This is a genomic window from Desulfobacter sp. UBA2225 (assembly GCF_002348205.1).
Taxonomy (GTDB): domain Bacteria; phylum Desulfobacterota; class Desulfobacteria; order Desulfobacterales; family Desulfobacteraceae; genus Desulfobacter; species Desulfobacter postgatei.
Map to the genome: position 1 here is coordinate 1 of NZ_DDYV01000297.1, position 12,124 is coordinate 12,124.

The window sequence follows — 12,124 nt, forward strand, 5'->3', positions numbered from 1 at the left end:
AATTGATGAATGGCCAGAATCAGGGTATGAGTAATCCAAACAGGAGCGATATTGTCAAAGAACGAAAAAATTTAAAACAAGCAAAAATCTAACCGGACATCACTGATTTTCTATTGCAAGTTTTTCTAATCCAGATTCTCGGTTGATTTTACGCAAAAATAAGCTATTCTTAATTATTACAGTAAGATAAAAGTGTCAACCAGAAGGGCCTTTCCGATGTATTCAACCAATTTGTGCCTGTCCAGGGTACTGTCCTTTTCTACGGTGTATAGGAACAGTCTTTGGGTAATTTTTGCATATGTGATATCATCGAAACAAGTCTCATCGACAGTTTAATATCTGTTTTATTGAAAAAAATTCTACACAAATTAATATACTGTCTGTATAATAGCATTAATAAGTTGCCTCTCTACCTCAAAATGCACACATCTGTTTTTCGCAATACTGTGACGTTTTATTGTTCCTGCTGGAAAAACCCCATCTGTTGTTAATTGAACCTCGTGCTGGATAAAGCTCAAACAAAGACTTCCGTTGTTATAAAGGTAGTGTGGAATTGGCACATTCAAACCTCAAATTCAAATGCGTTCAGGCAGCTTATTAACGTCTCTTATGTGCTATTTTATCGTTAGTAAACCCGAACTTTTAATTTTTAGGAGGTTATCATGGAAAATAGCGTTTACAAAATCATTGAACTAGTTGGGTTTTCCGAAAAATCCTGGGAGGATGCCGCCAAGGCAGCTGTGTCAACCGCCGATAAAACCTTGAGGGATATGCGGGTGGCCCAGGTGACGGAAATGGATATGCGTCTGGAAGATAACCGGATTGTGGGATACCGGGTAAAATTAAAAGTCTCATTCAAACTTGAAGGGTAATTGGCAAAGTAAATTGAGTAGGGTGAGGTCGGCCAATCAATTCGGCCTCACCCCTTTCACAGAACCGAACGTACAGGCCTCATATGAGGAGTATCGCATATCAATTTTCATTCCAAAATTAAAAATTCCTTTTCACCGTCACCTGGTTCGGCGTACACTCCAGAAGTTGGTAAACAGCTATTGAGAAATGAATTGAGAAATTAGAACCACCTTTGTATGGGAGAATATAATGTCCGAATCAGCAATTGAAAGTTTAGAAGAACAACTCAAACAGCTTCTTGGCGAGTCAGTTCCCGATCAGGCCGTCTATAACATTAATGCGGCCATGGAACTTGCCGGGATTCTTGAAACCCAAGGCTTTACCTTTCAGTTAAAAGATATGTGCCCCAAAAGTCTGACCGAAACCCATTGGCGTGCGACGTTTTTAAAAGAAGATGCGGTATTTTCAGCCGAAGCCCCCCAGTCATCGGTGGCCGTGTGCATGGCAGCCGCTGATGCACTTTCCACTTAATTTTGCGTTTTTGCCGATTACGCGGAGACAGGGAATTTTGTATCTCATCGTTTCATGGTTTGAATCTTATCCAGTGATTAGCTGCTGGGCCTTGATTGCCAGTTTTTCCCTGAAAATTTTGGAGTTGTGTCGAATATCCACCGGAAGTTTATATTCAATGAAAATGTATTTAATCCCGGCGGTCAAAGGATTTTTATGGGCAAGATAGGAGAGCTCCCGGATAAATTGCTTTTCATCGGATATTTTTTCAAAAGGCTCCACAAAAACCACCGGAATCTGACGATTTTTAGGGCCGACGCCCGCGAGCGCACTGCGGTAGACCTTTTCATGATTGTTGAATATGGCTTCCACGGGGATGGTGAACAAGGTCTCTTTTCCGGTTTCAACCCGGTGGGCCTTTCTGCCGCAAAACCAGATTCTGCCCTTTGAATCCCTCCAGCCCAAATCCCCCATCCTGTGCCATACTTTGCCGTCCGTATCCGGTATTTTCGCTAGACGATCGGCATTGGCATCGTTAAAATAATGCTCAGTCACAAGATCTGCTTTTACCGCGATTTCCCCCACCTGGTTTTCAGGCACCTCTATGAGATCCTGGATCCGGGTGATGGGCTCATCTGAAATCTTGATCAATTTCACCTGTGTATCTGCAATGGGCCGGCCCACGCACATGCCAAAACCATATTCCGAAAGTTTTTTCGTTTCCGAAAGGATTTCATGGGAGCCGATGGATATGATGGGAACCGCTTCCGTGGCCCCGTAAGGTGTATGAATCTGGGTATCATCGGACAGCATGGATGAAAACTGTTCAATATTGGCCGGACTGACAGGTGCGCCGGCAGAGACCACCCGGCGCAATGAGGGCAGTTTGATGCCGTTTTCCTTACCGTATTTTCCCACCCGGTTCAAAAGGGCCGGGGATGCAAACATATTCGTCACGCCATGATTTTCTATGGCCTCGACAATTTTTACGGGATTGACCAGGGCCGGTTTTGTGGGATCCATGTCCGGAATCACCGCCGTCATCCCCAAGGCAGGATCAAACAGTGCAAAAAGCGGAAAGGTGGGCAGGTCAATCTCATCGGGTGAAATCTGAAAATGGGATTGGATTTGACGAATCTGGGCCTCAAAATTTCCATGGGTATAGATAACGCCCTTGGCAGGCCCTGTGGAGCCCGTGGTAAATACAATGGCAGCGGTTTCGTTCTCCGTGGTCTGGACCGATTTGAAAGGCGCGCCCGGGAACCTGTTCATCAACTGGTTCAGGGTGTGCCCGCCCCAGAACCACTTTCTGCCCACGGTCACCCATCGTTTCACGGTCTTAAAAAAACCGGGGCGCAGCGTTCTAAGCACATGGGCCTTTTCAATACCGATAAAGGCCTTGGGTCGACTTTGGACAAGGCATTGCAACATCCGGTCAATCCCCATGCCGGGATCCACCACCACCGGCACAGCCCCGACTTTGAACATAGCAAACACCGTAAGAAAAAACTCCATACCCGGGGGTACCATTAAAATGGTACGGGTTCCCCGGCCAATGCCGATGCTGTCAAGCCCTGCGGCAAGGCTGTCGGACTGCCGGTCAAGCTGGGAAAAGGTCAGTTGGCTGTAAAGGACCCGCCCGGAGCTATCCCGTGAGGCCGGGTAGACCACGGCCCGTTTGAATGGATAGATTTGCGCGGAGTGTTTCAGGCTTTGGGCAATATTTGTATATCGTGTCATAAGAACATTTTTTTTATTTTATACAGGGTTCCTTTGAGCATGCCTTCGGGGGCCTTGGGCATGGCGTTCTTCAGCGGGGCTGTCTGTTCTTGGGCTTTTTTCAGAGCATCGCCGGCGTCCAGAATCATCTGTTCAGCAGTTTCATCAATTTTTTCCTGTCCTGCGGCCTGGTTGACCTGGAACAATACAAAAGTTTCTTTAATGGGTTTTTCCAATTTTTCAAAAGTTTTTTTTAAAGAATCCTTTCCCTTTTCCCATACTTTTTTTTGGCCGTCAGCAATTTTCTTTTGATCCGGATATTTGTTGGCCACGGCATCAATACGGGCAATTTCAGCCTCAAACAAATCCATTTCACCGTTAAAGGCCACCAGGGCATCGTAAAGGTCGGGCATACGGGCAAAACAAAAGGCGAGTATCTCCCCGGGCAGGGAGACATGGGCAAGGGTTACAGGTTGATAACCCAGGTCGTTCTGCTTATCAGAACTTAAAAATTTGGTGTACACAAAGAATCCGCCCCCGCCAAGTATTCCCAAAATGAGCAGAAGAATAATCAGCTTTTTGAACAAACCTTTCTTTTTAGGTTTGGCTTTAGCGGCCTTGGGATCACCGCCATCTTTGCCCTGGGCCTGTTCGACCGGTTCCGTGGGTTCATCTTTTTTTTTCTTTTTTAATAGTCCCATAGCACCTAATATTTACCCGGTCCCAATTTATCCGGTCCCAATTTATCCGGAATGGACCTGAAAGTCAAAAGCCAAAAGAAAAGAAACTGTCAGGACAAAAATTTTTGAATCAATTTAAGGCAGGGACCGGGCTTATCTTCGAACAGGTAATGACCGGCATCCTCAAATACATGGGCAGAGGTTCGGGGAAATCTGTTTTTAAATTCCTCAAGAAAGTGAATATCAAAAACAAAATCCCGGGTTCCCCATAAAAACATTAACCGATCCGGGTCAAGGGCGCAAAGGCCTTGATCGACTTTTTGAACCCTGGCATAACTTCTGTCTTTTGCTGTTATAGGTATATCCTGGACAAATTTTAAGGTGGCAATGCGATTTTGCCAACTGTTGTATGGGGCAACAAGGCCTTTTTTAACGGATTGGGAGAGTCGGGTTTCTGCGCCAAGATACAAGGCACCCCGGGCAAATATGTTGGCGCCTAAAACAGCAGGCACGGCAAAGGGAAAAAGATATTTAATGATCCAAAGCGCTGCCGGCAAGCGTTTGGAAGCCGGCAGAAAAAATCCCGAGGTATTGGTGATAACAATTTTGTCCACCTGGTCCAGATTGTCCAGTGCCCAGGCAAGCCCGATCATCCCTCCCCAGTCATGCACGATCAGCGACATTTTTTCATTGATATCCAGCCGACGGATCAGGGCATCCAGATCCGCCACCCGTCGATCCAGGGTGTAATCATAGTTATTCGCCGACGGCTTATCTGAAAAACCGCACCCGATGTGGTCCGGTGCAATGGTCCTGAAACGGTTAGACAGCCCCGTGATCAGATGACGGAAATAAAAGGACCAGGTGGGGTTGCCGTGGAGCATGAGCACAGGCGCGCCTTTACCCTGATCCACATAATGCATTTGATGGCCGTTAATGCGCGCATAATGGGGTTCAAAGGGATAAAGGTCCTCAAATCCTTTGGTAGAAGTCAGCTGCCCGTTTATTACCCTTGTTACCATTCCACCCCCATAAAATAACAGTTAAGACCGGACCCCACGCCTACAAAGGCCACAAAATCGCCGGGCACAAAGAATCCGCGTTCATCGGCAATGGCCGCGGAAATCGGCAGGGACACGGAGCCCACATTGCCCAGGAAAGGAAAGGTGGAAAAATCCTTTTTCCGGTCAATTTTCATGGCAGAATAAAATTTATGGTGATGACCCTCCCCCACCTGGTGGCCAACAATTTTATCCGGCTTATCCGCAGGCAAATTGAACTCTTTGCGGAACAATTCATAGGTTTCTATGACCAGTTCTGTGCCGTGGTCAAGGACTTTCTGGGCATTGGTACGCATGATCACCCTTGAATCCGTAGGCATGCCCTTATCTTCAAATCCCCAGGAACAAAGCGCCCAGTGACGGATGGCATTGTTCACCACTCCGCCTTTGACCGCATGGCGCGGGGTCGAAGATTTGCCCAGGGTCCCGTCGGTCAGCAGAATTGCCGCAGCCCCGGAGCCGCCGGTCATGGTAGCCACAGCTTCTCTGTAAAAATCAATGCTTTTATGGGTGTTAATCTCTTCAATGGTGGCGTCCACGATCTGCCGGGCCGACTCGCAGGAGACCACCAGTCCTGCTTTAATATGCCCGAGCTGAATCTCATTGGCCACATGAACCATGCCCGTAATCATGCCAAGGCAGGCAGATTTTACATCATATACATGGGTCCGCGGCCCCACCCCGATCTTGTCTGCCACCGCACAGGATGTGGCCGGTTCAAACCCGTCCTGGCACACCCCGCAGAAACACAGGGCCCCCAGTTCTTTGGGACTGATACCTGCTTCATCCAGGGCCCGCTTCCCTGCCACAGCCGCATGTTCGGCCAGGGTATGGTCGTCATCCCAGAACCGGCGCTCCCGGATGCCGGTCAAAGCCTCCAGCTGGCCCGGCACAAATCCCACAGCCTCAAAAAAAGGGGCGAGTTTTTCATCAATTTCCAGGCTGGTTACGATGTGGGGTGCCAGCTCATATCCAAAGGATTCAATAAACACCTTGTCGTACTTCATTCTTTCCTCCAGTACGCCTCAATATCCCGGCGAGTCGCCCCTTCAAGTTTCATTCCCATATCCTTGTAAAATACAATCTCAAGATCATCTGAAAACATATGAGCATCCGCCGTCACAAAAGGCTGGGGTTCATACCCGATTGTTTTTATTTCAATATCGTAAAGGGCTTTTTTCGTGGCACGGGTCACAGGCCCCCGGCACTTCAAATCACTTTCGTTTTTCTCCAGCACATTATAACAGACGTGGTCATGGGGCAGCACCCAGCCCATTCGCTGGACAAAGACCCGCAGGGTATGCGCACAACACTCATACATCAGGGTGCCCGGCATCACCATGTCATCAATGAAATGGCAGGTCAGAAACCAGTCATCGGGATGGATATCCGCCTGGGCAATAATCCGGCCCATACCGAACCGACCGCCTCCGGGGTCCAAATCAAGAACCCGGTGGATCAGGCGCATGGGCCCGCCGGGCAGCCATTGGTCTCTTCCGGTGCGCTTTCCTTTAAAATCCGTGCCGAACGCTGCTTCAAGATCCCCTGTGCGAAGTGCATCCACCTGCGAATCATTCAGGCTTAACCTTTTCACCGAGGCAAACCATGCAGGCGGCGGTCCCTGGAGATTCATTTCCTTATCTTCTTTTTTCAGGATAATGCCCCCGGAATTTTCCACCTCCTGTTCGGTAAAAAAGCCTGCACATCCATCGCGCATGGAGATAAAAGGCAGCTGATTAATATATCCCTGGTAGTGAAAAAAGAAAAGATAGATCTCCCCCTGCCTTAAGAACCGGTCTATCTCAATGTGGTATTCAATGGTTTCACCAGGCACGGGCAGGCTGCGGTGAAAGGTCACCTTGGCATCAAGCAGCCTGTATTTGCGTTTTCCTTTGACCACATGGTCTATGCCCAGCCAGGAGCAAAGGAAAAGATCGGCCTGGCCCGCTTCAATGGAGATGGAGACCGGGGCTTTGCCACCGTCCAGGTACCAGGCATTTTCATGCACATCATGCTGGGTGACCACTTTTCCGGACGTTAAGGAGAGTTTTTCGCCATGCACGGATATAATCCGGTCCACCAGCATCAACGGTTCATCCGGCAACCGCACCCGGACCGGGTAGGTGTCAATGATATCGAAATCGGGACCCAGCACGTTTCCGGCTTTTCCCACGGCAAACTCAAGGCATTGGTCCCTGTTCATAAACAGGTCGGGAACCTTGGAAATATCCTGGGGCGCAAAGACCGGTTCCAGATCCATTGACGGATTCCAGCCATTTGGCATTGCACCGGCAATAGCGGCAAGCTGTTCAGCCATGGCCTGGGTGTTTTGGGCGGATAATTCCAGGAAGCGCTCATGGGCTCTGGCCGTAATCTCCTGGGTATGGGCCAGCAGTCCCGGGAGTGTGTCACAGGGAAATGGCAATGGCATATTGGGCGGCTCAGTGCAGACATCAAAAGAAGTTTCCTGCCGGGCCGGTTCAAAAGCCTCGTTGGCAATCAATGCCCTGGGAAAAGGCGGGCGGGTCACAGGAATCCTTATGCAGGTGGATGTATGCCCGTTTTTCTCCCGGGTCTGCGCAGCCTTACAGGTGTCGGCACTTGGCCCTGAATGATGGCAGCCTGACAAGATAACATGCCCTGCAATACCATCCCGGGTCAGGCATCCTGCCACAGCTGTCTTGGGAACGCCGGGTAAATGGTGCAAAGGCGCGGGAAATTTTCGGGTGTAAAGACACAATGCTGCAGCCGTAACGGTAAAAAGGCCTGCGGCAGCCCCGGTATGCCCGGACAAAGCAGACGGACAGAAAATCGGCAAAGCATTGTCAAGTGGGCAGACCTCCCCTGCCCCCAGAAAGTGAGACGCACTGTGCGTCACTGCACCAAGCCCGATATCCTTTAAATCCATACCGGCATGATCCAGAGTCTTTTGTAAAGAATTTTGGACAACTGTTGACCGTGAGACATGGGCCTGCTCACCGGTTTCCCCGGCAAGTGCGGCGCCGCCGGCACCTGCCACACCATTGATCACCGCATAAATCCGGTCATTGTCCCTTTGCGCCGCATCCAGGGGTTTGAGCACCATGGCCACAGCCCCTTCCGAAGGCAGGGCCATGGGGTCCGTGCCGCTCAAAACCAGATCCCGGGTAAAGCTTCTGATGTCAGCGGCAAGATCCACGGCTGCACATAAAAAGGTGTCAGTCTCCCCTGAGGACAGGGATTTAACGGCAATATCAATGGCCGTTAGTCCCGAAGCTGCATCCGCAGACAGGGTAAAGCAGGGGCCGCCCAGTTTAAATGCCCGCGCCAGGCGGGAGGCCACAATGCCCCCAAGAGCACCCAGTGTTGAACCAAAATTGAGTGACGGCCCGATGGTGTCCAGTAGGTCACTGGATACACCGTTTTTTTGCCCCTGAATTTGCCACCTTAAATGGTAGTCCGTAGCCCCGAAATCAAATTCAATGCCCACGGCACAGCCCATGCTTACCCGGGGTGGTTGTGACGCATCCGGTTTGGCAGAGATACCGGCATCTGCCAGGGCTGCCAGGGCTGCTTTGAGCATCATCAGATGCTGGGGCAAAATCTGGCTCATCTGGTTGGGGGGGATATTAAAATCTTTGAGATCAATACTCAGATCATCCATGAACAACGTTAACCCCCCGCGGACTTCAGGAGGCAGATGATCAAACCTGCGCCATCGGCTTTCTCCAGATCTGCCTACAGTGGATTTTTCGCCCAAAATAAGCTTGGAAAAATCCCCAAGGCACTCCGCACCACCTGATATCAGCCCCATACCCACAATGGCACAGGGAACGCTTTTTGGGGCCGGGGCAGGTGTAACACCCACCGCATGAGGACGTGATTGAGCCTTAAAAGATTCCACAAGAATCTGGGCATTGATGCCGCCAAACCCAAAGGCGGATACTGCGGCCCGCAAAGGCCGGCCGTCGCCGGCAGGTATCCAGGCAGAAGGGTGATCCTGGACCCTGACACCGGTATTCTTAAAAGGAGAGTCATCGGGCAGGCAATTGAAATTGTTGGATGGCGGCAGCAGCCCCTGGTTCATGGCCATGACTGTTTTAATAAACCCTGCAGCACCTGCACCGGTCAAAAGGTGCCCGATGTTGGATTTCACCGACCCAATGGACAAGGCCGTGTCCGGACACTTATATTTTCCAAGCATCTGCATGATGCTTTGAACTTCCACTTCGTCCCCTTTAGGGGTTCCGGAACCGTGGCACTCCATGTACTGGATATCTTTAAAGGACCAGTCGGCCATGTCAAAGGCCTGGGCCATGGCCCGGACCTGGCCTTCACTGGCCGGGGCCACCAGGTTACCTTCAATATCGTTGCTCACCCCCCATCCCTTAATCACGGCGTGGATGGTGTCCTGGCAGGCCAGGGCATCGTCCAGGCGTTTAAGCAGGACCAGGCCTGCCCCCTCCCCTACCACCAACCCATCGGCATCCCGGTCAAAGGGAGCACACCGGCCCGTGGGCGACAGGGCCTGGAGCTGGGTAAATCCCACCTGGGTGTAGAGGGACTGGGGTCGGGATACCCCGCCGGCCACCATGGCGTCCACCCTTCCGGAGAGCAGTTGTTCGCAGGCAAGCTTTATGGAAAACAAAGAAGACGCACAGGCGGCATCCAGGGTAAAACTGCCGCCGGCCAAGCCCAACAGCCTGGCCAGAATTGACGCAGGTGCCGACAGCATGCCCGCGCCCCAGGCTTGTTCCCGGGAGGGCATTGCAGGATTTGGCGGCAAAAAAAGATCGCGGGTCAGCCGCGATGCGCCCGGTGTGGGCAGGGCAATGGCAGCCAGCACAACCCCTGTGCGCGCCCGATCTGCTTTGGAAAGGCGTGCATTGGCCATAAGATCAATGCCGGCGGCAAGGGCTAAATGGTGCACCGGGTCCAGGGCCTGGAAAAAATCATTATCCAGACCATGTCCAGCCATATCCGCCCCGCAAAAGTCAAAATCGGAAGAATTAAACACCGATTGGGAAATCAGCCCTGCAAACCTGCTGCGGGCCTTATCCGGCAACGGCGTGCCGGCGCGGTTGTCCACCATGATGTCAGCGGACACACCCCACCGGTCTGGGGGAACCTGGATTACACTTGATTTTTTTGCCATGACATTGGCAATGAACTGCCCAATGTCACGGGCACCGGGGAAAATACCGGACATGCCGACCACGGCAATATCTGCACGTTTTAAAGTCATGGAGCCCATATAGTTGACCCGGAAAAAGATTGCAAGACAGCTGTGTAAAATTTGTGTAAAACGCTTGCAAGGTCATTAGTCTTCTACACTTCGGAAATCTCCATTAATAATTGCGAAGTAACCACCTATTTAATTTTACTCTGACCCCAGTTATCTCCAGTTATCTCCAGTTATCTTAATCTGAAAGGTATTCATGGGGTTACCCCCAATGCATGCCAGTAAGGTCTGAATCCCAATTCCGCAATCTTCGCAATAAGCGTCAAAAATGGCTCATAATCATTTTTCGTATGGGCTCTATCAAGCGTCTCGTAATATTCCAACCGCTTTTCCACAGGCAGGACAACCGGTGGGAACCCGTTTTTCATCAGTTCCAGATTCATCAGCAGCCGTGACGTTCTGCCATTGCCGTCCACAAAAGGATGGATTTTCACAAAATCACCATGAACACGGGCCGCCCGTTCCACCGGATGGAGAGACACCCCCTCGGTTTGATACCAACTGATAAAGCTTTGCATTTCACTTTCTACATGCATGGCATCGGGCGGAACATGATCGGCACCTGAGATGATGACATTCGTTTTTCTATAAACACCCGCATTTTTGTCATCAATATTTTTCAGGATCAATTGGTGAATCGATTTAATCTGCCATTCAGACAGAGGCTCATTTTTTTTGACCAGATCTTCAACGAAAAAAATGGCTTCCCTGTGGTTGATCGCTTCAAAGTGCTCCCGCATGGTTTTCCCGCCAACGGTGATCCCTTCCAGAGCAACCTTGGTTTCTTTCAGTGTCAGCGTATTGCCTTCGATAGCGTTTGAATGATAGGTCCAGCGAAGCACCAAGTCCTCATGAAGATTCGAAACAATCTCTGGTGGCAGTGGACGGAAGGAATCCAGTTTTTCCTTAAGATGATCCAGTTTTTTATATTTGGTCATGATGGTTTTCCATATTCTGCAGGTGTTTTTATCAACTGATTGCCGAAACCGCCATATAATTGATCCGTTTCCCATTTTTGCGGATTATGCCGGATATAATTGCGGATATGGTTCAATTCATTTTCGTTGCGGATAATATGTTCCCAATAATTCCGTTGCCATAATCTGGTATCGTTCATATTTGGCAATTGCCGTACCCGTTTGGTCACCGACGATTTAAATCCACGAACAATATCCCCCAAAACCACCCACGAATCCGTAGGGGCGGATTGCATCCGCCCGTTTACCGTCCGCCCGTTTACCGTCCGCCCGTTTTCGGTCAATGGCCGCGTGTTGTTCATCGGGCGCGTGTTGTTAGGCGGGCGCGTGCAACGCGCCCCTACGGTGATGATGGCGTGAAAATGGTTGGGCATTATTATCCATTCATCCAATTGAATATTTTTACGCATTATGGGCGTTTTTTCCCATTCGTCTGCGACGATTTCCCCTGCGTCATTCAACCGCATTTTTTCATCAATAATTTTGCCGAAACGATGAATTCGATCCTGTGTACAAATGGTGATAAAATAATATCCCGGTTGTGAATAATCATAATTTTTCAACCGGATAGATTGTCGGTTGGGCAACGGATTATTCATATTGATTCACCACCTCCGGTTTTATCCGCCATTCGCCGGCAAGAATCTTTGGCATCAGCCCCCGTTTCTGGGTTTTGTATTTTTCTGCGAGCTGGTTAAGAAGATCTATTTCTTGCTGGCAAATTGACAGTGCGTCAGCAATCTCTTTCTGTTTTTTGAGAGGTGGAATTAGAATCTTAATGCTCAGAAAGTCTGGTATGCTTATCTGTTTCCCGCCCCGGATACCGATTACGGTGAGATTCAAGTACTTCTCAATGAAGATGTAGGACTTAAAAAATAGCCGGTAAAAGTTACTGTTCAACTCAATTTTCAGTCTCAACACTGTGTACGCTGGGGGTGGTGATGTAAAAAGTATGCTATGCTTTCTATACATGACCAAAATTGATATAAAAAAAGACTAACTCAAATGATTTAAGATGGTTATAAAGGTTTTTGGAAAAACAACACGTTTTTCTAAATGCACATCGAATTCTGTGTCTCAATCTGCAATTATTTCCTTCAATTC

At 49.6% G+C, this 12,124-nt stretch carries 10 protein-coding genes and 1 pseudogene; 2 read left to right on the top strand and 9 right to left on the bottom strand.

What is annotated here, in order from left to right:
* The first annotated feature begins 662 nt into the window (after positions 1-662).
* The gene (locus B3D59_RS15490) at positions 663-872 is read left to right on the top strand and encodes a dodecin family protein (RefSeq protein ID WP_004073394.1); all 210 of its coding nucleotides are present in this window, start codon (positions 663-665) and stop codon (positions 870-872) included.
* A 229-nt stretch (positions 873-1,101) separates the two neighbouring features.
* A complete protein-coding gene (locus B3D59_RS15495) occupies positions 1,102-1,383 on the top strand; it encodes a hypothetical protein (RefSeq protein WP_286821642.1) in 282 nt (93 codons plus the stop codon).
* 66 nt (positions 1,384-1,449) lie between these two features.
* Here the strand turns inward: B3D59_RS15495 and B3D59_RS15500 are convergent, their stop codons facing one another.
* From B3D59_RS15500 to B3D59_RS15540, 9 genes and pseudogenes are all read right to left on the bottom strand, one after another.
* On the bottom strand, positions 1,450-3,102 hold the full coding sequence (locus tag B3D59_RS15500) for a fatty acid CoA ligase family protein (RefSeq protein ID WP_286821645.1): 1,653 nt from the start codon (positions 3,100-3,102) through the stop codon (positions 1,450-1,452).
* The gene (locus B3D59_RS15505; RefSeq protein WP_286821649.1) at positions 3,099-3,782 is read right to left on the bottom strand and encodes a hypothetical protein; all 684 of its coding nucleotides are present in this window, start codon (positions 3,780-3,782) and stop codon (positions 3,099-3,101) included. The genes B3D59_RS15500 and B3D59_RS15505 overlap by 4 nt, the downstream gene beginning before the upstream one ends.
* Positions 3,783-3,871: 89 nt before the next feature.
* Positions 3,872-4,783, bottom strand: a complete 912-nt coding sequence (locus B3D59_RS15510; RefSeq protein ID WP_286821652.1) for an alpha/beta fold hydrolase — start codon at positions 4,781-4,783, stop codon at positions 3,872-3,874.
* Positions 4,777-5,829 carry a 3-oxoacyl-ACP synthase III gene (locus B3D59_RS15515; RefSeq protein ID WP_286821653.1) on the bottom strand — a complete coding sequence of 351 codons (1,053 nt, stop codon included), beginning with the start codon at positions 5,827-5,829 and terminating at the stop codon, positions 4,777-4,779. Before B3D59_RS15515 ends, B3D59_RS15510 begins: the two co-directional genes overlap by 7 nt.
* Positions 5,826-10,046: a beta-ketoacyl synthase N-terminal-like domain-containing protein gene (locus B3D59_RS15520; protein WP_286821658.1), complete on the bottom strand. Its 4,221-nt coding sequence runs from the start codon at positions 10,044-10,046 to the stop codon at positions 5,826-5,828. The genes B3D59_RS15515 and B3D59_RS15520 overlap by 4 nt, the downstream gene beginning before the upstream one ends.
* A gap of 191 nt (positions 10,047-10,237) precedes the next feature.
* Positions 10,238-10,981: a Fic family protein gene (locus B3D59_RS15525; protein WP_286821674.1), complete on the bottom strand. Its 744-nt coding sequence runs from the start codon at positions 10,979-10,981 to the stop codon at positions 10,238-10,240.
* The gene (locus B3D59_RS15530) at positions 10,978-11,583 is read right to left on the bottom strand and encodes a transposase (protein WP_286821677.1); all 606 of its coding nucleotides are present in this window, start codon (positions 11,581-11,583) and stop codon (positions 10,978-10,980) included. The genes B3D59_RS15525 and B3D59_RS15530 overlap by 4 nt, the downstream gene beginning before the upstream one ends.
* A 28-nt stretch (positions 11,584-11,611) precedes the next feature.
* Entirely contained in the window at positions 11,612-11,992 is a 381-nt protein-coding gene (locus tag B3D59_RS15535) for a restriction endonuclease subunit S (RefSeq protein ID WP_286821679.1), read from the bottom strand.
* A pseudogene (locus B3D59_RS15540) lies at positions 11,985-12,124 on the bottom strand (IS1 family transposase); the annotation flags it as partial. The pseudogene B3D59_RS15540 and the gene B3D59_RS15535, both read right to left, overlap by 8 nt.